Source organism: Paenarthrobacter sp. NPDC089322, from assembly GCF_040684895.1.
GTDB lineage: Bacteria > Actinomycetota > Actinomycetes > Actinomycetales > Micrococcaceae > Arthrobacter.
Map to the genome: position 1 here is coordinate 76,844 of NZ_JBFBGW010000015.1, position 20,697 is coordinate 97,540.

General features: G+C 63.7%; 24 protein-coding genes, 2 tRNA genes and 1 riboswitch. Of the genes, 24 read left to right on the forward strand and 2 right to left on the reverse strand.

Annotation, left to right across the window (positions count from 1 at the left end):
* Window positions 1-35: 35 nt before the first annotated feature.
* A tRNA-Gly gene (locus AB0N65_RS14885) sits at window positions 36-108 on the reverse strand.
* Between the two features lie 261 nt (window positions 109-369).
* Between AB0N65_RS14885 and AB0N65_RS14890 the strand changes: the two genes are divergently transcribed.
* The 16 genes from AB0N65_RS14890 (at window position 370) to hisF (ending at window position 12,316) form a co-directional block, all read left to right on the forward strand.
* Window positions 370-441: transfer RNA gene (locus tag AB0N65_RS14890), tRNA-Val, on the forward strand.
* A gap of 130 nt (window positions 442-571) precedes the next feature.
* Complete coding sequence (locus AB0N65_RS14895) at window positions 572-751, forward strand: hypothetical protein (protein ID WP_364162982.1); 180 nt, start codon at window positions 572-574, stop codon at window positions 749-751.
* A 38-nt stretch (window positions 752-789) separates the two neighbouring features.
* On the forward strand, window positions 790-1,692 hold the full coding sequence (locus tag AB0N65_RS14900; RefSeq protein ID WP_364162984.1) for a cytochrome: 903 nt from the start codon (window positions 790-792) through the stop codon (window positions 1,690-1,692).
* 51 nt (window positions 1,693-1,743) lie between these two features.
* Complete coding sequence (def, locus tag AB0N65_RS14905) at window positions 1,744-2,316, forward strand: peptide deformylase (protein ID WP_364162987.1); 573 nt, start codon at window positions 1,744-1,746, stop codon at window positions 2,314-2,316.
* The gene (gene fmt / locus AB0N65_RS14910; protein ID WP_364162990.1) at window positions 2,313-3,233 is read left to right on the forward strand and encodes a methionyl-tRNA formyltransferase; all 921 of its coding nucleotides are present in this window, start codon (window positions 2,313-2,315) and stop codon (window positions 3,231-3,233) included. The genes def and fmt overlap by 4 nt, the downstream gene beginning before the upstream one ends.
* Window positions 3,230-4,780, forward strand: a complete 1,551-nt coding sequence (locus tag AB0N65_RS14915) for a transcription antitermination factor NusB (protein WP_364162993.1) — start codon at window positions 3,230-3,232, stop codon at window positions 4,778-4,780. Before fmt ends, AB0N65_RS14915 begins: the two co-directional genes overlap by 4 nt.
* A 54-nt stretch (window positions 4,781-4,834) precedes the next feature.
* The gene (rpe, locus tag AB0N65_RS14920) at window positions 4,835-5,518 is read left to right on the forward strand and encodes a ribulose-phosphate 3-epimerase (RefSeq protein ID WP_364162996.1); all 684 of its coding nucleotides are present in this window, start codon (window positions 4,835-4,837) and stop codon (window positions 5,516-5,518) included.
* A gap of 78 nt (window positions 5,519-5,596) precedes the next feature.
* Window positions 5,597-5,748, forward strand: a riboswitch (FMN riboswitch).
* Between the two features lie 89 nt (window positions 5,749-5,837).
* Window positions 5,838-6,530 carry a nicotinamide riboside transporter PnuC gene (gene pnuC / locus AB0N65_RS14925; protein WP_364162999.1) on the forward strand — a complete coding sequence of 231 codons (693 nt, stop codon included), beginning with the start codon at window positions 5,838-5,840 and terminating at the stop codon, window positions 6,528-6,530.
* Between the two features lie 41 nt (window positions 6,531-6,571).
* Window positions 6,572-7,648 carry a bifunctional diaminohydroxyphosphoribosylaminopyrimidine deaminase/5-amino-6-(5-phosphoribosylamino)uracil reductase RibD gene (gene ribD / locus AB0N65_RS14930; RefSeq protein ID WP_364163071.1) on the forward strand — a complete coding sequence of 359 codons (1,077 nt, stop codon included), beginning with the start codon at window positions 6,572-6,574 and terminating at the stop codon, window positions 7,646-7,648.
* The gene (locus AB0N65_RS14935) at window positions 7,648-8,283 is read left to right on the forward strand and encodes a riboflavin synthase (protein ID WP_364163002.1); all 636 of its coding nucleotides are present in this window, start codon (window positions 7,648-7,650) and stop codon (window positions 8,281-8,283) included. Before ribD ends, AB0N65_RS14935 begins: the two co-directional genes overlap by 1 nt.
* The gene (gene ribB, locus AB0N65_RS14940; protein WP_364163005.1) at window positions 8,280-8,975 is read left to right on the forward strand and encodes a 3,4-dihydroxy-2-butanone-4-phosphate synthase; all 696 of its coding nucleotides are present in this window, start codon (window positions 8,280-8,282) and stop codon (window positions 8,973-8,975) included. The genes AB0N65_RS14935 and ribB overlap by 4 nt, the downstream gene beginning before the upstream one ends.
* Window positions 8,972-9,676 carry a GTP cyclohydrolase II gene (gene ribA / locus AB0N65_RS14945; RefSeq protein ID WP_364163008.1) on the forward strand — a complete coding sequence of 235 codons (705 nt, stop codon included), beginning with the start codon at window positions 8,972-8,974 and terminating at the stop codon, window positions 9,674-9,676. The genes ribB and ribA overlap by 4 nt, the downstream gene beginning before the upstream one ends.
* 18 nt (window positions 9,677-9,694) lie before the next feature.
* On the forward strand, window positions 9,695-10,180 hold the full coding sequence (gene ribH / locus AB0N65_RS14950) for a 6,7-dimethyl-8-ribityllumazine synthase (protein WP_364163011.1): 486 nt from the start codon (window positions 9,695-9,697) through the stop codon (window positions 10,178-10,180).
* 109 nt (window positions 10,181-10,289) lie between these two features.
* On the forward strand, window positions 10,290-10,553 hold the full coding sequence (locus tag AB0N65_RS14955) for a phosphoribosyl-ATP diphosphatase (protein WP_018778638.1): 264 nt from the start codon (window positions 10,290-10,292) through the stop codon (window positions 10,551-10,553).
* A gap of 83 nt (window positions 10,554-10,636) precedes the next feature.
* Entirely contained in the window at window positions 10,637-11,497 is an 861-nt protein-coding gene (gene hisG / locus AB0N65_RS14960) for an ATP phosphoribosyltransferase (protein WP_364163014.1), read from the forward strand.
* 42 nt (window positions 11,498-11,539) lie between these two features.
* Window positions 11,540-12,316, forward strand: coding sequence for an imidazole glycerol phosphate synthase subunit HisF (gene hisF / locus AB0N65_RS14965; RefSeq protein WP_364163017.1), 777 nt, complete (start codon window positions 11,540-11,542; stop codon window positions 12,314-12,316).
* A 16-nt stretch (window positions 12,317-12,332) separates the two neighbouring features.
* Here hisF and AB0N65_RS14970 read toward each other — a convergent pair whose 3' ends face one another.
* Window positions 12,333-12,977, reverse strand: coding sequence for a TIGR03085 family metal-binding protein (locus AB0N65_RS14970; protein ID WP_364163073.1), 645 nt, complete (start codon window positions 12,975-12,977; stop codon window positions 12,333-12,335).
* 89 nt (window positions 12,978-13,066) lie between these two features.
* Here AB0N65_RS14970 and hisI point away from each other — a divergent pair, with 89 nt between their 5' ends.
* The 8 genes from hisI (at window position 13,067) to lgt (ending at window position 20,449) form a co-directional block, all read left to right on the forward strand.
* The gene (hisI, locus tag AB0N65_RS14975) at window positions 13,067-13,483 is read left to right on the forward strand and encodes a phosphoribosyl-AMP cyclohydrolase (protein ID WP_364163020.1); all 417 of its coding nucleotides are present in this window, start codon (window positions 13,067-13,069) and stop codon (window positions 13,481-13,483) included.
* Between the two features lie 58 nt (window positions 13,484-13,541).
* On the forward strand, window positions 13,542-15,143 hold the full coding sequence (locus tag AB0N65_RS14980) for an anthranilate synthase component I (protein ID WP_364163023.1): 1,602 nt from the start codon (window positions 13,542-13,544) through the stop codon (window positions 15,141-15,143).
* A complete protein-coding gene (locus AB0N65_RS14985) occupies window positions 15,140-15,745 on the forward strand; it encodes a Trp biosynthesis-associated membrane protein (protein WP_364163026.1) in 606 nt (201 codons plus the stop codon). The genes AB0N65_RS14980 and AB0N65_RS14985 overlap by 4 nt, the downstream gene beginning before the upstream one ends.
* 132 nt (window positions 15,746-15,877) lie before the next feature.
* Window positions 15,878-16,150 carry an HGxxPAAW family protein gene (locus tag AB0N65_RS14990; RefSeq protein ID WP_364163029.1) on the forward strand — a complete coding sequence of 91 codons (273 nt, stop codon included), beginning with the start codon at window positions 15,878-15,880 and terminating at the stop codon, window positions 16,148-16,150.
* A gap of 2 nt (window positions 16,151-16,152) precedes the next feature.
* Window positions 16,153-16,971 (forward strand): indole-3-glycerol phosphate synthase TrpC, encoded by an 819-nt coding sequence (gene trpC, locus AB0N65_RS14995; RefSeq protein WP_364163032.1) that lies wholly within the window; start codon window positions 16,153-16,155, stop codon window positions 16,969-16,971.
* A 112-nt stretch (window positions 16,972-17,083) separates the two neighbouring features.
* A complete protein-coding gene (gene trpB / locus AB0N65_RS15000) occupies window positions 17,084-18,460 on the forward strand; it encodes a tryptophan synthase subunit beta (protein WP_364163035.1) in 1,377 nt (458 codons plus the stop codon).
* The gene (gene trpA / locus AB0N65_RS15005; protein ID WP_364163038.1) at window positions 18,460-19,272 is read left to right on the forward strand and encodes a tryptophan synthase subunit alpha; all 813 of its coding nucleotides are present in this window, start codon (window positions 18,460-18,462) and stop codon (window positions 19,270-19,272) included. The genes trpB and trpA overlap by 1 nt, the downstream gene beginning before the upstream one ends.
* A 22-nt stretch (window positions 19,273-19,294) precedes the next feature.
* Window positions 19,295-20,449 (forward strand): prolipoprotein diacylglyceryl transferase, encoded by a 1,155-nt coding sequence (gene lgt, locus AB0N65_RS15010; RefSeq protein ID WP_364163041.1) that lies wholly within the window; start codon window positions 19,295-19,297, stop codon window positions 20,447-20,449.
* Window positions 20,450-20,697: the final 248 nt, after the last annotated feature.

The following is a 20,697-nucleotide window of genomic DNA, read 5'->3' on the forward strand; positions in this document are numbered from 1 at the left end:
ATTCCGGGGAATACTTGCCTTGACAGTGCCTTGCGAGCGGACGACGAGATTCGAACTCGCGACATCCACCTTGGCAAGGTGGTGCTCTACCAGCTGAGCTACGTCCGCAGTGTCGCTGCTCCGGGCCGCCTTGGAGGCATTCCGTCGCTTTCCGACGAGTAAAAACTCTATAGGAGGTTCCGGGAAACTCCAAATCGGTAGCAACTATTGAGCCAAGGACCGGGCTGGATCCTTGAATTGGCGCGGGATAGAGGGAGTTTCACGGCTGTAATTCCAATCGTGTAGTTCGGTAGCCAAGGTTCGTTTTGCATTCCCGTCCGGGTGGGCTAATCTTCTGTATGCACCACGACGCCTGATTCAGGTTGTTGCGGGCGATTGGCGCAGTGGTAGCGCGCTTCGTTCACACCGAAGAGGTCACTGGTTCGAACCCAGTATCGCCCACCGAGAGAAACCCCCGGATACCCGGGGGTTTTTGTTTTTCCGGAGTCGGGGGCGGAGTGCCCGGTCAGGTGGGCGCACTTTCTAGCCTGGGTTCCCGTCACGATGTTGCTGGACGGCGCACGAGGTAAGCGTGCAGGAATTACCAGATCCCCGGCCCACAGACACCTCTCTGGAACAACTGGCCAGGACGTCGCCCATCCTCGCGGGAAAGCTGGCCCGGCTGTCACCGGACCAGTTCGCCATGGTCATGGGACGCGAGCCCGCATTCAGCCGCCCTGTGGGAGAGGCCACCACGAACCCGGGCAGCTGAAGGGGAATTCTGTCGGTCCTCTGTGACAAAGTCTTCATATGACTGCTCCACTGCTTGCCCATGCGACTGAATACGGGCGGATGTACGCCCGCTCCACCTCGGACCAATTCTCGGTCCCCTCGATTACTACAGTGATCGGGCAGCAGGCGCATGCGCTCGACGGTTGGTTCAGCTACATGGGGGCGAGCAGCCTGGCAGCTGATCCTGAGCTTCCTGCCTTGCTGGGAAGTCCGGCCAGGATCCGGCAAGCGATTAATAAGGCCTCCAAAGCCGCGGAGGTCTACAGGGACGAGGCTGCCGCGCGGGGAGACCGCGTCCATAACTACTGTGAACAGGTTGCCTTGCGTGCCTTGGGCCGTCCCCACCGGATGCAGGAGTGCCGCGATGAACTGGCTTCCCACGGCGAGCAGGCTTTCGCAGCCCGCTTTGATGAATGGTGGGAACTGTACAGGGTGGAACCGTTGGCCCCGGAAATCACTGTGTGGAACAAGACCGTCGGCTATGCCGGCACGCTGGACCTTGTGGCCCGCATCAATGGTCGGGTTTGCTTGATCGACTACAAAACAAAGGGCACAACCCGCGACGGCACCGTCAAAGCACTGGACGACAAAGTGGTGATGCAGCTTGTTGCGGGCATGAAGGCGGAGGAAAGCCTTGTGGATCCGGTGGCAGGCACGTGGGAGCCTTGGAAGTTTGGCGAGAATCCCATGTTGCTTGCAGTCGCCATCGGAGAAACGGAGGTCCGTCCACAGCGGGCGAACCCCGAGATCCTGAAACACCACTGGTGGAAGTTTTGCGCGCTGAGGCGCGTCTGGGAGATGTCGGCCGACGTCGTCGCGGCAGGGCAGGCACTTCTGCCGATCGCCCCGCCTGCGTTCGCGACCGCTGGTGCCGGGCCGGTGCACAGCGGTGCTGCCATGCACTCAACTAAACTGGCTTAGGCTCCGCACCAGCCGGACCATGAGTTTGACGATCGTGAGGACTGACAACAGATGGCTATTTTGAGTATCCGAATCATCGGAGATCCGGTGCTGCGCACCGTAGCGGATCCCGTCACGGATTTTGGTCCGGAACTCGCCAAGCTGGTTGCAGACATGATGGAGACCATGGAGGACGTCGAGGGCGCTGGCTTGGCCGCACCCCAGGTCGGCGTCAGCAAGCGGGTTTTTACCTACCGTATTGGCGGCAAGGAAGGCCACATCATCAACCCGGTCCTTGACAACAGTGAAGACTTCCAGCCGGACGAAGTAGAGGGTTGCCTCTCCATCCCCGGGCTGGGCTTCCCGGTCCGCCGGTACCGCGCAACCCGTGTTACGGGCGTTGACCTGAATGGCGACCCCGTGTCCGTCGAGGCGGAAGGCATGCTGGCCCGCTGCTTCCAACACGAAACGGACCACCTGGACGGCATCCTGTACACGGACAGGCTTGAGGGCGAAGACCGGAAGGCCGCGCTGCGCGCCATCCGCAACGCCAATTATCACGCGGTCACGGAACAGACCACGTCCAAGCGTGCCGGCTCGGTTGGTTCCAGCTTTGGTGCCGGCAGCTTCGGGGCTCCCGCGTGAGGGTGCTTTTTGCCGGTACTCCGGCGGTGGCCGTTCCGTCTCTTGATGCCTTGGTCAAGGCGGGCTTTGACGTGGTTGCCGTCCTGACCAGGCCGGACGCCCCTTTGGGACGCAAACGCGTCATGACGCCATCTCCGGTGGCCTCGCGCGCGGAAGAACTCGGTCTCGAAGTGATACGGGCAGCCAAGGTGGACTCTCCGACGATCGCCCGTATCGCGGAGATCGCCCCGGACGTGGCGGCCATCGTGGCTTACGGCGGCATCGTTCCCGGTGCAGCGCTGGACATCCCACGGCATGGTTGGGTCAACCTCCATTTCTCGCTTCTCCCCGCATGGCGTGGCGCAGCGCCCGTGCAGCGTTCCCTCATTGCGGGTGACGACGTCACGGGAGCCGTGACGTTCCGTCTGGAGGAAGGGCTGGACACCGGGCCCGTTTTCGGCACGCTGACGGAGTCGGTCCGGTCCGAGGACACCGCGGGGGATCTTCTGGACCGCCTTTCGGTCAGTGGTGCTGTCCTGCTCAGCCAGACACTGTCAGCCATCGACGCCGGACAGGCGGCTTCCCAAGCCCAAAGCGGCGAGGTCTCCTTGGCGCCCAAGCTCACGCTTGAGGATGGACGTTTGGACTGGCGGGAGCCGGCTTTGGCCTTGAACCGCCGGTCACGAGGCGTCACGCCCGAGCCGGGCGCGTGGACGACGCTGGACGGTCAGCGAGTCAAGCTTGAACCTGTGAGGCTCCGGCCCGAGGTCAACGATCTGAGGCCCGGTCAGTTGCGGATCGACGGAAAATCGGTCCTCGTAGGCACCGGTTCCCATGCCGTCGAGCTGGGACGGATCCAACCCGCCGGCAAGAAGATGATGTCGCCGGCCGATTGGGCCCGCGGCCTGGCAGCACCTGAAAGAGTGGTATTCGAATGAGCGAGTCCGGCCGGCGAGGCCCCAACAACAGCGGGAGCCGGGACGGTGCCGGACGCGGCAACCGCGGCGCCCGCACGGAAAGCAAGCGCAACGCCCAAGGCAGGGAGCGGAACCGTGGACCCCAGAAGGGATATTCCACCAATGCTCCCTCCCAGCGGACACGTCGTGCCGACCCCGCACGCTTGGTGGCCTACGAGGTACTGCGGGCCGTAGCGTCCGAGGATGCCTACGCTAATTTGGTCCTTCCCGCGCGGATCCGCGAGCACCGCCTTGACCGCCGCGACGCCGGTTTCGCAACCGAGCTGAGCTACGGCGCCTTGCGCGGGCAGGGAACCTACGACGCCATTCTGGCCCGCTGCGTTGACCGGCCCCTGGAGCAACTCGATCCTGCGATCCTGGACGCCTTGCGGATCGGAGCCCACCAGCTGTTGTCCATGAGGGTCCCGCCGCATGCGGCATTGGACCAAACCGTGGGCCTGGCCCGTGCAGTCATTGGCGCCGGACCCTCAGCGCTGATCAATGCCGTTCTCCGCAAAGTCACTGCCCACAGCCTGGGGGAGTGGCTCGACATCCTTCTCGACGGGGAAAGCGACCCCACCCGGATTGCCGCGCTTCGACATGCCCATCCCGAGTGGATTGTCCGGGCTTTGCGCCAATCCCTTGTGAATCACGGACGCCCGGCCTCGGAAATCGAAGCACTGCTGGAGGCCGACAACGCAGCACCGGTGGTCAACCTCGTGGCGCTGCCTGGCCTGGGCGACCTCGACGAAGCTTTTGAGCACGGCGCCGCCGCCGGAGACCTCGTAGAAGGTTCAGCCCTGTCCGCCGGCGGCGACTTGGGCAGGCTCGAGTCTGTCCGGAAGGGCACCACGCGCGTACAAGATGTTGGCTCGCAGCTCGTAGCCCGCGCTGTCGCAGGCGTGGACGTGGCGACGAATGCGCCGGACGGCGAACGGTGGCTGGACTTGTGCGCGGGCCCCGGCGGCAAAGCCACCCTGCTCGCTGCCTTGGCCCATCGCGAGGGTGCAACACTGCTCGCCAACGAGCCTGCCCCGCACCGCGCGAAGCTCGTGCAACAGGCGCTCTCGGCGGTGCCCGGTGAGGCTTGGACCGTGCGTACCGGTGACGGTCGCGAGGTAGGTGCAGAACAGCGTGAATCCTTCGATCGCGTATTGGTTGACGTTCCGTGCACCGGCCTGGGTGCATTGCGCAGGCGTCCGGAGTCCCGTTGGCGGCGCGCGCCCAAGGACATTGCTGACTTGGGTCCGCTGCAGCGCGACCTGCTGAGCTCGGCCATCGATGCTGTGAAGCCCGGTGGCGTAGTGGCCTACGTAACCTGCTCGCCTCATCCTGCGGAAACCACCGCTGTGGTGGGTGACGTCTTGGGCAAGCGGGTGGACCTTGAATTGATGGACGCCGGTCAGGCCCTGGACAACGTCAGCCTCACCGGGAACCTCGCCGCGGGCCACGAACTCACTGCACAATTGTGGCCCCACCTTCACCACACCGATGCGATGTTCATGGCGCTCATCCGCAAGAAGCCCTGACTGCCGCTTTTCGCTGGCTGCTACCTTGACCACCACCGATCCGAAGGGCCTGTCTTGACCCAGTGCTGTATCAACCCGAGCATCCTGTCCGCGGACTTCGTCAATCTGGAGGCGGAGCTGAACCGGATCAGCAACGCCGATGCCGTCCATGTTGACGTGATGGACAACCACTTCGTTCCCAACCTGACCCTCGGCCTTCCGGTGGTAGAGAGGATCCAAGCGGTCAGCCCGGTTCCGTTGGACGCACACCTGATGATTTCCGACGCCGATCGTTGGGCGCCTGCCTTCGCAGATGCGGGACTGGCCTCGGTGACCTTCCATGCGGAGGCCGCCATGGCGCCGGTCAAACTGGCGAGGGAACTTCGTGCCCGTGGCTCGAAAGCCGGGATGGCGCTCCGACCGGCCACCCCTGTTGAGCCGTACCTGGACATGCTCAGCGAAGTGGACATGCTCCTGATCATGACGGTCGAGCCCGGTTTCGGTGGTCAGGCCTTCCTTGACGTCACCTTGCCCAAGATTCGCCGGGCGCGCGCGGCAATCGACGGGTCCGGTATTGGCGTGGCCATCCAGGTGGATGGCGGAATCACCGAGGAGACCATCCTCCGGGCTGCGGAGGCGGGAGCAAACGTGTTTGTTGCCGGTTCTGCAGTTTACGGACATCAAGATCCCGCTGCGGCGATCGAACGTCTGCGCGAAGCCGGGAGGGCCGTATTGGACAGCGCTTCGGTGAAACCGTGACGATCGTCATCGCATATGACGAAGATGGCGGGGGAATAGCCTGGGGCTCTTCGTAGTTGTGGCACAATAGCAACACACATACGTGCTCCGGGGTCGGTGTAAGTCCGAACCGGCGGTCATAGTCCGCGACCCGCGCGCCACGGGACCCAGAAGCTGGAACCCACGGCAAACGGTTGAACCGGTGGAATTCCGGTACCGACAGTTAAAGTCTGGATGGGAGAAGCACGTACAGTCCTGCTGGGCGCATCCATTGGCGATGCGCCAGTAGCGCGCTGTCGTACACCCCCGGAGCCATCGCGGCTGACTGGGAAGGAACGGCATGGATTTTCTGCGATGGCTCTTCGAAGCACAGATTCCCGTTGGCGGATCTGCGCTTGTTTTACGCGAAGTGCTAGGTAACATCTTCGGGCTCGCCAGTGCCCTCGGCGGAATGCGCCGCAAAGTCTGGGCTTGGCCGGTGGGCATCCTCGGCAACCTTCTATTGCTGACGGTTTTCCTCGGCAACGTCTTCGGCGCCGCCGCGCCGGCAACTCTTTGGGGCCAGGCCGCACGGCAGGTCATGTTCATCGGTGTGGCCCTCTATGGCTGGTACCGGTGGAAGCAGGGCCGGGAGGCAAACGCCAGGGGCACCGCCGTCGTTCCCGGTTGGGCCGGCACCAAGGTCCGTGTGGCACTCCTTGGGGCCATGGTGGCGGGTACTGCGGCGTTGACACCACTGTTTGACGCCCTTGGCTCGTATCCGCCTGTCTGGGCCGATGCTTGGACCTTCATGGGATCGCTCTTGGCTACATATGGCATGGCCCGCGGCTGGACTGAGTTTTGGTTGATCTGGGTAGCCGTGGACATCGTTGGAGTCCCCCTGTTGTTCAGCGCCGGCTACTACGCCAGTGCCGTCATGTATTTGTTCTACGGTTTCTTCACGCTGGCAGGCTTCTTCGTGTGGTGGCGTGCAGACAAGCGCGAACGCGTTGAGCCTGCAGTTGTTCCTGCCGCTGTGGGGGCGGCCCCGTGAACAGCCTGTCGAACGACTTCACGGCTGCAGAAACGGCCGCCATGGACGCTGCGCTCAACGCAGCCCTGGCTGGACCGCGGGGAGCCAACCCCCTGGTGGGCGCCGTGGTACTCAGTCCCGAAGGCGAGCAGCTCGCCGTCGGCTATCACCGTGGCGCCGGGACAGCCCATGCAGAAGCAGACGCCATTATCGAAGCGCGCCGCAAGGGCGTAGACCTTGCAGGCACCACCATGGTGGTCACCCTGGAACCCTGCAACCATGTTGGACGGACCGGCCCCTGCGCCGCGGCAATCATCGACGCGGGGATCGCCAAGGTGATTTACGCCGTCGACGATCCTCACGATCCCGCCGCGGGCGGCGCCCGAACGCTGCAGGCAGCGGGAATTGACGTCAAGGCGGGGCTGGAGGCCGGCAGGGCCCTGGACCTGAACCGGGAATGGTTCGACGCCGTTGCCGCCAAACGTCCGTTCGTCACCTTGCATATCGCCCAGACGCTGGATAGCCGGATCGCCGCGGTGGACGGGACCAGCCAGTGGATCTCCAGCCCGGAATCGTTGGCGGACAACCACGGCCTGCGAGGACTCATCGATGCGATCCTGGTGGGGACAGGGACGGTGCTGATCGATAACCCGCGGCTCACGGCCCGCTCCTCCGACGGCGAACCCGCGCTTCATCAGCCGCTTCGCGCAGTGATGGGACTGAGGGACGTACCGCAGGACGCAGCAGTCCGGGGAACGGATGGCCGCTTCATCCATTTGCCCACAAGAAACCCGGCGGAAGCGTTGTCAACGCTGTTCGATCAAGGTGTCAGGCACGTCATGGTCGAGGGCGGCTCAAGCATCCTGAGCACTTTCCTGGCTGCTGACCTGGTGGATGAGTTGATTGTCTACTTGGCACCTACGCTGCTTGGATCCGGGACTCCCGCCCTGAATGACCTCGGCATCTCAACCCTGGCCGATGCCCAGCACTGGTCGTGGGACGAGGCAGGGGGAGGTTCGGTCCGGCCCCTTGGAAACGACCTTCGGTTGCACCTGCGGTCAACGCGGGCTGCAGCCACCACAACAAAGAATTCCCTTCCGCGCAGTGAGGCTGCGGAATACGTCACAGGAGGACACTGATGTTTACCGGAATCGTTGCCGAGCAGGGCACCGTCCTGGGAATTGAGCACGAGGGCGATGCCAGCGCCACGCTCCGGCTGAAGGCGCACACCACCACGGACGGCCTGGATCTGGGTGGCTCTATCGCCGTCAACGGTGTGTGCCTGACCGCGACACGAATTGACGGGCAGGAGTTCACGGTGGACGTCATGGGTGAAACCCTGGTTCGCACGACCATTGGCGAGCTGGCAGCCGGTGATCCCGTGAACCTCGAGCGTTGTGTCCCCGCCGGTGGCCGCCTTGATGGCCATGTGGTCCAAGGGCACGTGGACGGCGTCGGGGAACTCGTGGAACGCGAGGCCTTGGGCAACTGGGACCGACTGCGGTTTGCCGTCCCGGCGCCTCTGGCCCGGTACATTGCGGAGAAGGGTTCGATCGCCGTCGACGGTGTTTCCCTCACCGTCACGGCGGTCAGCGCTGCCGCGGAAGCGGAGCCATGGTTCGAAGTGGGACTGATTCCCACCACTCTGGAGGAGACCGGCCTGGGGGCAAAGCCCGTGGGCGGCCGGGTGAACCTGGAAGTGGACGTGCTGGCAAAGTACACCGAGCGCTTGTTGTCCTTCGCGCCGCGGGCGAACCAGGAGGCTGGACGATGAGCACGCCAAGCAAGACACTTTCGACGGCGGTGCGCCGCCACGGTCTCGACCCCGTGGAAACGGCGATAGCCGCGATGGCCGCCGGCCAAGCCGTCATCGTGGTGGACAACGAGGACCGTGAAAACGAAGGCGACATCATTTTCGCCGCGCAACACGCAACCCCTGCCCTCATGGGGTGGACCATCCGTTATTCATCCGGCGTCATCTGCGTGCCCTTGGAAGGGGGACGGGCCGATGCCTTGCAACTTCCGCCGATGGTGGAAGTCAACGAGGACGCCAAGGGTACTGCCTACACTGTTTCGTGCGATGCGGCCCACGGTGTGAGCACCGGGATTTCGGCCACGGACCGCGCCTTGACGGCCCGCATCCTCGCCGATCCGCAGAGCACGCCGGCCGCCATCACGCGCCCCGGGCATATTTTCCCCCTGCGGGCGGTTGAAGGGGGAGTGCGTGAACGCCCAGGACACACGGAAGCCGCCGTTGACCTGTGTCGTCTTGCCGGGCTCGCCCAGGTGGGTGTGATCGCAGAGTTGGTACACGACGACGGTGAAATGATGCGCATGGACAGCTTGCGTGACTTTGCCGCTGAACACGGATGCCCCCTCATCTCCATAGAGGACCTGGTGTCGTACGTTGAGGCGGTAGAGTCCCAGACGGCACATGTTTCACTGGCAGACGAGGAGAAGCGATGACCGCATCGACAACACGCAGCAGCGACCATTCGGGTGCTGCGCAGCACCCTGTGAGCGGCGGGCCGATCGTGCAACTGCCAACAGCTTTTGGTGATTTCGTGGCGCAGGCGTGGACGGACCAGGAGACCGGGCATGAGCACCTTGCCGTAAGTTCCCCCAACCCGCCCAAAGGTGGCAAGGCACCCTTGGTCAGGCTCCACTCGGAGTGCCTCACGGGGGATGTGTTCGGTTCCTACCGCTGCGATTGCGGCGAACAGTTGGCTTATGCGTTGGAACTCATCCACGCCGAGGGCGGTACGCTGCTCTACCTGCGCGGCCAGGAAGGACGGGGGATCGGCCTCGCCAACAAGATCAAGGCCTACGCTTTGCAGGAAGCCGGCTTCGACACCGTTGAGGCCAACGAACAACTCGGCCTGCCTGTGGACGCACGTTCCTACAACGCGGCGGGGCAGATCCTGGCCGAAATGGGCCTCCACGAGGTCCGCTTGCTCAGCAACAATCCTGACAAGCAGAACCGCCTCGCCCAGGCCGGTGTCACGGTGGTGGAGATGGTCCCCACCGAGGTGCCTTCCCGTGAGCAGAACCTGCGTTACCTGCAGACCAAGAAAGACCGGATGGACCACCGCCTGGCGCTCGATGTCGAGCCCGTCAGCAACGGCAAGACACCTGCATCCAACCCCTTTGACAACAACCAAGACTGAACGGACTCCCAGCACACAATGAGCGGACACGGCGCGCCCACCATCGACCTCACCACCCTCAACCCGGAGGAAACATCCCGGCTCAAGCTGGCCATCGTGGCGGCAAGCTGGCATACCCAGATCATGGACGGACTGGTGGACGGCGCCCTCCGTGCCGCCAAGGAAGCAGGAATCGCCGAGCCCACGCTGCTGCGGGTTCCGGGCAGCTTCGAGCTCCCGGTTGCCGCCGCCAGGCTGGCACCGCACTTTGACGCCGTCGTGGCTCTTGGTGTGGTGATCCGCGGCGGAACGCCGCACTTCGACTACGTCTGCCAGGCCGCGACGTCGGGACTCACCGATGTCAGCGTCCGCACTGGCGTGCCGGTCGGCTTCGGCGTCCTGACGTGCGACACCGAACAACAGGGCATTGACCGGGCAGGACTGCCGGGATCAAGCGAGGACAAAGGCCACGAAGCCGTGACTGCGGCCCTTGCGACTGCCGTGACGCTCAAGCAGTACAGCTAGAGACACCCTTGATGCGGACGGGGGTGTGGGTGTGTCTTCACTCACATCCCCTCCGTCATGCAACGCCCCAAGAAGCGGTGCCCACCCTCAAGCAAGTAGTCTGTAGGGCGTGAAGAATTTCGAGACGCTGTTCGCAGAACTGAGTGAGAAAGCAGCGACCCGCCCGGCAGGCTCGCGTACTGTGGCCGAACTGGACTCCGGAATCCATGGCATTGGCAAGAAAGTGGTCGAAGAGGCCGCCGAAGTCTGGATGGCCGCCGAGTACGAATCCGACGAAGCCGCCGCCGAGGAAATTTCCCAGCTGCTGTACCACCTGCAGGTCCTCATGCTCGCCAAGGGCCTCAGCCTGGAAGACGTTTACAAGCATCTCTAGCCACGCCGCTCCGCTGTACCCGGCAGAGCCAGCCGCGTGGCCATGTGCCTGAAAACCTCCATTCCAAACAGAAAGTCTCCCCAATGCTCCGTGTAGCAGTCCCCAACAAGGGATCCCTGTCCGAGGCCGCGTCCGAAATGTTGTCCGAGGCCGGCTACCGCCAGCGCCGCGACAACCGCGAACTGGTCATGGTTGACCCCGACAATGACATTGAGTTCTTCTTCCTTCGCCCGCGTGACATTGCCGTGTATGTAGGCCAAGGCACGCTGGATGTCGGCATCACGGGCCGCGACCTCCTGCTGGACGCAAAGGTGGAAGCCGAAGAACTGCTTCCCTTGGGCTTTGCCCCTTCTACCTTCCGTTTCGCCGGCCCCGTAGGTGACTTCACCGGCGTCGAACAGCTTGAAGGCAAGCGGCTCGCCACCAGTTACGACGGCCTCCTGCGCGACTACCTCGCCGAACGCGGTGTGAACGCCAAGGTGGTCCGCCTTGACGGAGCCGTGGAATCCTCGGTCCGCCTGGGCGTAGCGGACGCCATTGCCGACGTCGTCGAGACCGGCAACACCCTCAAGGCGGCCGGGATGGAAATCTTTGGCGACCCGATCCTGAAGTCCGAGGCCGTGCTGATCCGCCGCACCGGCCCCGGAGGCGCAGCGAATGGAACAGCAAAGGAAATCGACGTCCTGATCCGCCGCCTGCAGGGTGTCCTGGTGGCACGCCAGTACGTCCTGATGGATTACGACATCCGCAAGGACCTCGTGGAGGATGCGGCAGCCCTGACTCCGGGCCTCGAATCGCCCACGGTCTCGCCGCTCCGCGATTCCGAATGGGTTGCTGTCCGCTCCATGGTTCCCAAGAAGGAAACCAACCGGATCATGGATGAGCTCTACGACCTCGGCGCCCGCGCCATCCTGGTCAGCAGCATCCACGCCTGCCGGATCTGACCGGCAAATCTACTGAGCACAGCACACTTTTAGGAGCAGCACATGGCTGTAGCCGTACGGGTCATTCCGTGCCTGGACGTCGATGCAGGCCGCGTGGTCAAGGGCGTCAACTTCGAAGGACTCCGGGATGCCGGAGACCCCGTTGAACTCGCGCACCGCTACGACAATGGCGGGGCCGATGAATTGACGTTTCTTGACGTCACCGCTTCATCCGGCAACCGCGAGACGACCTTCGATGTGGTCCGGCGCACCGCAGAGGAAGTCTTCATCCCACTGACCGTGGGCGGTGGCGTGCGTGGCGTGGCGGAAGTGGACAAGCTGCTGCGCTTCGGCGCGGACAAGGCCTCCATCAACACCGCAGCTGTCGCCCGGCCCGAGGTCATCGACGAAATCACGCGCCACTTCGGTTCGCAGGTATTGGTGCTCTCCGTTGACGCGCGCCGTACCCGCGAAGGCGACGCCCCGACGTCGTCCGGTTTTGAAGTCACCACCCACGGCGGGCGAACCGGCACCGGAATTGACGCCATCGCCTGGGCGAAGGAAGCAGCAGACCGGGGTGTCGGAGAAATCCTGCTCAACTCGATCGACGCCGACGGAACGAAGGACGGCTTCGACCTCGAACTGATCCGCCTGGTCCGCGCTGCCGTGAACATCCCCATCATCGCTTCCGGCGGTGCCGGGGAGCCGGCGCACTTCCCGCCCGCTGTTGAAGCAGGTGCTGATGCCGTGTTGGCCGCTTCGGTGTTCCACTTCGGTCCTGATGACATGATTGCCCAGGTCAAAACGGCCATTCGCGAAGCGGGCTTCGAAGTCCGGTAGCTTGCGGGCGGTTGGCCTAAAGCCCGATTTCCGCGGACTGCAAAAGCGCGACGGCGTCCGGTTGGCCTTCGAACGTCACGAGGGCCTGGTTCGTCCGGCCGTGGGCATGCATGAGCAGCTCGCCGGGTTCGCCCACAATCGCGACGGAAACCGGAGCGCGCTTGGCCACGTGGCGGGGCCCGCTCGGCCGGACCAGGACGATGCCGAGGTCAACGCCGCGGTAGAGGTAGGCTGCCCGCTTGATGAGCTCACCCCAGAGTGCGTCCGAGTAGGCTTCGTCGAGTGCCCTGGGTGCCCAGCGGTCACCGGCACGGCGGATGTCCTCCGTGTGCACGAAATACTCGATGAGATTGGACGTTTCGTCGAGTGCTTTGATCTTCAACGGAGAGAGGGCAGGGGGACCGGCGCGGAAGGTCTTCACCAGTTCGGCGTAGTCGTCCGTGGTTTTCAACTTGGCCGCAAGTTTGGAGGTGGCCTTGTCCGAGGCCTTGCCCAAGCTGGGGATCAGGAGGCCGAGACCGACCGCGGCCTTGCGTTCACGGAGGTAGAGGTGCGCGGCGAGATCCCGGGTGAGCCACCCTGCGCAGAGCGTGGGGGAGTCAGGTCCGGCCGCCAGCAGGGTTTCGGCCAGTACTTCTCGGGAAGGATCGACGAAATGCATCACTTGTGAAACTAGCACGATCGGGGGTGTGTTGCGCAGTGGAACCGCCGCAGAATCCGGGCCGCGCCGGAGGCACTAGACTTGATCTGATGTCTGAGCAGTCCGCCCCCAGTCCAACTCCTTCCGTGGAGCTCACCAGCGACCCCGCAGGCCCCTTGCCGCGGGAGATCGCCGGCGCCCTCAAACGCGATGCCGCGGGGCTCGTGGCAGCGATCATCCAGCAGCACGACACCAACGAGGTCCTCATGCTCGGCTGGATGGATGACGAGGCACTTCGCCGCACCATGACCACGGGCCGAGTCACGTTCTACTCTCGCTCCCGCCAGGAGTACTGGCGCAAGGGCGATACTTCCGGGCACGTTCAGTTCGTGAAGTCAGTCGCCCTGGATTGCGACGGTGACGCCCTTCTGGTCCGGGTTGACCAGGTCGGCGCGGCCTGCCACACCGGTACCCGGACCTGCTTCGACGGGCGCGACTTCACCGTCGTCACAGGCAACCGCGACTAAGGCGCCCCCCACATTCCACAGACGCACCACCTAAAACCAAAGGCGGAGAAAAATAGCCATGCAGGACCTTGGAATCATCAGCCCGGGCCTGGAAGAGTTCCGCGAACTCGCCGTCCACAGCCGTGTCATCCCCGTCCGACTCAAGGTCCTGGCAGACGCTGAGACACCCATCGGGTTGTACCGAAAGCTGGCCCAGGGCCAGCCGGGTACCTTCCTCATGGAGTCGGCGGCGGTGGGTGGCGCCTGGTCCCGTTATTCCTTCATTGGTGCCAAGTCCCGCGCGACGTTGACCACCAAGGACGGGCAGGCCCACTGGATCGGCGAGCCACCCGTTGGTGTCCCTGTGGACGGCAACCCCGTGGAAGCGGTCCGTGACACGATTGCCGCACTGCAGACCGACCGCTTTGAAGGGCTTCCTCCCTTTACGTCCGGGTTGGTGGGTTTCCTTGGCTGGGAAGCAGTCCGGCACTGGGAACGGTTGACCAGCCCGCCCGAAGACGACCTTCAATTGCCGGAGATGGCCTTGAACCTGGTCACGGACATGGCGGTCCACGATAACGTCGACGGCACCGTCCTGCTGATTGCGAACGCGATCAACTTTGACAACAGTTCCGAGCGCGTCGATGACGCATGGCATGACGCCGTCGCCCGCGTCAAGGCACTGTTGGACCGGATCAGCACTCCCGTCGCGCAGCCGGTATCCGTGCTGGAGACCGCAGCGCTGGACTTCGCCTCCAGCGTGCAGGAGCGCTGGGACGAGGCCCGGTACCTTGAAGCTATCGACCGCGGCAAGGAAGCGATCGTTGACGGCGAGGTTTTCCAGGTAGTCATTTCGCGCCGTTTCGAGATGGAGTGCCCGGCGGACCCGCTGGACGTTTACCGCGTGCTGCGCAACACCAACCCGAGCCCGTACATGTATATCTTCAGCCTCGAGGATGCCGACGGCCGGGAGTACTCCATTGTGGGTTCCTCCCCGGAAGCATTGGTGACGGTGACGGGCGGCGAGGTGATCACGCACCCTATTGCCGGCTCGCGCCCGCGTGGCAAGACGGTGGAAGCGGACAAGGCCTTGGCCACAGAGCTGCTGGCCGACCAGAAAGAACGTGCAGAGCACCTCATGCTGGTGGACTTGTCGCGCAACGATCTCTCCAAGGTCTGCGTGGCGGGCACGGTGGACGTCACCCAGTTCATGGAGGTGGAGCGCTTCAGCCACATCATGCACCTGGTGTCCACGGTGGTTGGCCAACTTGCCCCGCACGCCAAGGCCTACGACGTCCTCAAGGCAACATTCCCTGCGGGTACGCTGTCCGGTGCGCCGAAACCGCGCGCCCTTCGCCTGCTCGATGAGCTGGAACCCCACCGTCGCGGCATCTACGGCGGCGTGGTGGGCTACCTCGACTTTGCCGGCGACATGGACATGGCAATTGCCATCCGGTCGGCGCTGCTTCGGGAAGGCCGGGCCTACGTCCAGGCCGGCGGCGGCATCGTCGCCGACTCGCACAAGCCGGCTGAGGCACTCGAGACCGTCAACAAGGCGGCCGCGCCCCTTCGGGCCGTGCACACGGCCGGCTCCCTGCAGAACATCTCGGCGGAGACGGTTCGGCAGGCCGGTTCGGAGCAGGACGCGGGACATGTCGACGGCGGGACGCCCGCCTCATGACTGCTGGTGGAGCCGTACCCGCGGCCAGGCAAACTCCACGATGGGCGCGCAAGTCCACGCTGGTGTTGGCCACTATTGTCCTTGCTCTCGCCGTGTTCGGAACGTCAACACAGACCTGGGTCGAGGTCCGCTTGGATCCATCGGTCGGCGCGATCAATGAGCTTTCCGTCCAGGGCAGCAAGGCGGCCAACTCCGTCACGGCGTTGGCAGTAGTAGCCCTTGCAGCCGGATTGGCCGCATCCATCGGCGGGAAGGTTGCACGCTGGATTATCGCCGCGATCGTCGCGTTGACCGCCGTAGGTATCGTCTTGGCAGCCGCCACCGTGTTGGCGGATCCGCTGGGCGCTGCCCAGGGTTCCATCGCGGCCGCTACCGGTATCTCGGGAGGCCAAGCCGATGTCGACACGACGTTCTTACCCGTGATTGCGATCGTCGCCGGGGCTTTGCTTGCTGTCTGTGCAGTGCTGCTGCCCTTCGCAGGGCGCTACTGGAAGTCCCGAACCAGGTACGACACCGCTGCACGGGCAAAGGAACGTGGCGAAGGCCCCGTTGATGAGATCGACAGCTGGGACAGCCTTTCGCGCGGGGAAGACCCCACGTAGGCAGGCAAAAGGGCCTTGTGGAGCGGTGCTCCGCAACATAAGTGCCCATAGGGGGCCTGACGCCGGGCGTTGTCCCGGGCACCGACAATAAATGGCAGAATGTAAGCAGTATTCATCCTGAGGAGATTCCACATGAGCAAAACAACTGTGTCCGCAAACCAAGCTACTTCCACCATGGCGAGCCACGCTGACGCCATCGGCCACGGTAACAGCCCGGCTGCCTGGACCTGTGTGATTGTCATGCTGGTGGGTGCCCTGATTTCCTCCATTGCTTTCGTCATCGCCAGCACTCCCATCTTCATTGGCGGCCTCGTGGTCATGGTCCTCGGCCTGGTTGCCGGTTGGGCCATGCGCAAGGCCGGCTACGGCGTGGGCGGCAGCAAGCTGAAGAGCAACGGCCACTGATCGTGACCGTTCTTGATGACATCATCGTTGGCGTCAAGGAGGAGATGGATGCCCGGCGTCGGCTCGTCTCCATTGCGGAACTGAAGGACCGCGCCGCAAGCGCCGTTCCCGCCCGCGATGCCTGGGCTGCATTGGGTGGACCCTCCTCCAGCCGCGACGACCTCAAAGTCATCGCCGAAATCAAGCGCCGCAGCCCGTCGAAGGGGGATTTGGCGCCGATTTCGGACCCCGCGTCGCTTGCCGTGCAATATGCGGACGGCGGTGCCTCCGTCATCAGCGTGCTGACCGAACAGCGCCGTTTCGGCGGATCGCTGGCGGACCTCGATGCCGTGCGTGCCGCCGTCGATGTCCCTTTGCTTCGCAAGGACTTTACGGTGGACGAGTACCAGATCTGGGAAGCCCGTGCCCACGGCGCTGACCTCATCCTGCTGATCGTCGCAGCCTTGTCCGATGCCGAACTGGCTGATTTCAGCGCGTTGAGCCATGAACTCGGAATGAATGTGCTGGTGGAAACGCATACCGAAGAGGAAATCGAACGCGCAGTAGCGGCCAAGGCCAAAATCATTGGCGTCAACGTCCGCAACCTGAAGACGCTCGACGTCGACCGTTCACTTTTCGGATCGCTGGCAGGTTTGATTCCGGCTGAGGCCGTTATCGTGGCCGAGTCCGGCGTTCGGTCCGCAGACGATGTCTCGCATTACGCCGCCAGCGGCGCCAATGCCATTTTGGTGGGGGAGGCGCTTGTCAGCGACTCGACTCCTCGTGAACGCATCACCGAATTCAAGGCAGCTGGAGCTGCCGCCATCGCCGTCAGGAACTAAGACAGTACCTGGAGCCAGGCGACGCCATGAGGCAGCCCGGGCATGTGCCTGTGGCTGCCTTGTGGCACGTGGAAGTACCCGATGAACTAACTGGAACAGGACGGTGAGACTGATGGTGGACGCGCCAACAGCCAGCTCGGAGGAGAATGCCGCAGACGCATTCCTGCAAGGCGGAGCGTCGCTGCGCAATGCGACCGGGCCCTACTTCGGCAACTACGGCGGACGTTGGATGCCCGAGTCGCTCATCGCCGCCCTCGACGAAGTCCAGGACACGTTCGAAAAGGCCAAGGCAGACCCTGAGTTCCTGGCCGAACTGAAGGACCTCAACAAGAACTACTCGGGCCGTCCCTCCCTGCTGACCGAAGCCAAGCGTTTCTCCAAGCACGCCGGAGGAGCCAGGATCTTCCTCAAGCGCGAGGACCTCAACCACACCGGTTCGCATAAGATCAACAACGTCCTGGGCCAGGCCCTGCTGGCCAAGCGCATGGGCAAGACCCGTGTGATTGCCGAAACCGGCGCGGGCCAGCACGGCGTCGCCAGTGCCACGGCGGCTGCCCTCCTGGGTCTTGAGTGTGTTGTCTACATGGGAGCAGAGGACTGCCGCCGCCAGGCTTTGAACGTTGCCCGCATGCAACTCCTGGGCGCCACCGTGGTTCCTGTAACCAATGGCTCACAGACTTTGAAGGACGCCATCAACGACGCCCTGCGGGACTGGGTTTCCAACGTGGAGAACACCCACTACCTCCTCGGTACCGCGGCCGGAGCCCACCCGTTCCCCGCCATGGTGCGCTTCTTCCACGAAGTCATCGGAGAGGAAGCCCGCGCCCAGATCCTGGAACAGACCGGCAAGCTTCCTGATGCCATCTGCGCCTGCATCGGTGGCGGTTCCAACGCCATCGGCTTGTTCCACAGCTTCCTGGATGACGCTTCCGTGAAGATCTATGGCTTTGAAGCCGGTGGCGAAGGCGTTGAAACCGGACGCCACGCTGCGGCCATCTCCCTGGGACGTCCGGGCGTCCTGCACGGTGCACGCTCGTACCTCATGCAGGATGAAGACGGCCAGACCATCGAGTCCCACTCCATTTCCGCGGGCCTGGATTACCCCAGCGTCGGACCCGAGCACTCCTACCTTGCGGACATCGGGCGCGTCACGTACGAACCCATCACCGACACCGAGGCCATGGACGCCTTCAGCCTCCTGTGCCGTACGGAAGGCATCATTCCGGCCATTGAGTCCTCGCATGCGCTTGCAGGCGCAATCAAGGTTGGCAAGCGGCTCACCGAGGGCAAGGAGAACCCCCCCGAGGTTTCCGTGATCGTGAACCTTTCCGGTCGTGGGGACAAGGACGTCGAAACCGCGGCGGCGTGGTTCAACATGCTGGACGAGGAAGGCCACGTCAAGGGCACCACATTGTCCACCCGCAAGCCCAAGGGACCCACCGAGCGCACTTCAGAAGCAGCCGCGGACGTCGACGAGGACCAGAACTAATGACTGAACAATTCGCCAGCAAGTCCGCTGCCGCCATCGATCACGCCCGCGCCGAGGGCCGTGCCGCCCTGGTGGGCTACCTTCCCGCCGGGTACCCGACGGTCCAGGAGAGCATCGACGCCGGTATCGCCTTGGCCCGTAACGGTGCCGACCTGATCGAGATCGGCATTCCATATTCTGATCCCGTGATGGACGGCCCTGTCATCCAGGCGGCCACCACCGAAGCAATCGCCAACGGCTTCCGCGTTGCCGACGTGTTCGACGTCGTTGCCGGGATCACCGCCGTCACGGACGCCGCAGTCCTGGTCATGACCTACTGGAACCCCGTCATGCGGATGGGCGTGGACGAATTCTCCAGGCGTTTGGCCGAGGCCGGGGGAGCGGGACTTATTACTCCTGACCTGATTCCGGACGAGGCCGGCGAATGGTTCGAAGCTTCAGACAAGTACGGTCTCGACAGGGTCTTCCTGGTGGCACCGTCCTCCACGCCCGAACGCCTGGATATGACCGTCAAGGCGAGCCGCGGCTTCGTTTACGCCGTCTCAATCATGGGCGTGACAGGTGCGCGCCAATCCGTGAGCAGCGCAGCCGAGGATGTCGTGGCCCGCGCACATGCAGCGGGCGCAGAGCGGGTCTGCGTGGGCCTGGGAGTTTCCAACCCGGACCACGTCCGCGAAATCGCTGCCTATGCTGACGGCGTGATCGTCGGCACCGCACTGGTGGCGGCCCTCCGCGATGGCGGGGTGGACGCCGTCGGGCAACTCACAAAGAACCTCAGCGCCGGCCTGGGCCGGGCAGCTGCAGACGCCTAGGAAAAAGGAAACAGCGTAGCCCATGCAGACCGTCCTCCACGCAGCGGCAATGGTCCCACTGAGCATCCCGAGCCCTTCGTGGTCCGGTTTCGATATTCCGCTGCCGTGGGGAACCCTGCGCATCCACGCGTACGCACTGTGCATCCTGGCAGGCATCGTGGTGGGCCTTTGGCTCACATCGGCCAGGTGGAAGCGCCGGGGGACACCGGAGGGCAGTTTGTGGGACATCGCCATTTGGGCGATTCCGTTCGGCATCATCGGTGGTCGTCTCTACCACGTGTTCTCTTCCCCTGACGCCTACTTCGGGCCCGGGTTCGACGGCACGGGCGACCTTTCCCTGATTCCGCAGATCCAGCGCGGTGGTCTGGGTATTTGGGGTGCCGTCCTCCTGGGTGCCGTAGGTGCCTGGATCGGGTGTCGGCGTGCGGGCGTGAAGCTCACGGCTTTCCTGGACGCCGCCGCTCCCGGTCTGCTGCTCGCACAGGCCATCGGCCGTTGGGGCAACTGGTTCAACCAGGAACTCTTTGGCGCGCCGACTACGTTGCCGTGGGGGCTGGAGATCGACCCCGCAAATGCGAATTTCCCTGCCGGAATGGCTGCGGATACGCTCTTCCATCCCACTTTCCTCTATGAATTCCTCTGGAACGTGCTGGGCGTGGCGATCCTGCTGCTGCTGGATCGCAAGTTCAACTTCCGCCGCGGACGCCTGTTCTGGTTGTACGCCATGTATTACACCCTCGGCCGCGTCTGGATCGAAGCGCTGAGGATTGACGACGCCGAACAGATCAGCCTCTTCGGTATCACCACCAGGCTCAATGTTTGGACAAGCATCCTGGTCTTCGTCGTCGCATTGGCGATCTTCCTGGCACTGGGTCGTGGCGGGAAACAGCAGGACGAAAGTCCTTATTTGCCGGGGCGGGAGCCCAAAACCACCACGGACAAAACACCTGCTTCCGTGACCAGCGTCACCAGTCATGATGTGGACCCATCTGTCTCAGATAGTGGTTCCCGTGATAATCTCCCAGATAACCAAAGCGATCCGGGCCACGTTGACGAGCCGCAGGAAGCTGCAGGGGATGCTGCCAAGGACACCAAGTCCAAGCCGGCATCCGAATCTGCTGCAACTGCCGCGAGGAAGGCCCCCGGATCCTCGCCGGAAGCTGACGACACCAAGTAGTCGTTTCCGGCAAAGGGGCAACAGAGTCACCGCTCGTAGGGCCCAGTCCACAGCGTCGTGGCACCCCGGAAACCGGATCGCAGCATACCGATGTTCACTGGTCAAGCCGGGGCCAGTGGTCTGCGTAACTGTTAGTTGCGCTTGATTGGCTGGCCTACAATTCCAATTACTAGCGCTTTGTTGTGCCCATCACCAGGGCAAGCAAGGTGGGGCCAACGTTGTCCCTTCCATACGCACGATTCCGAGGA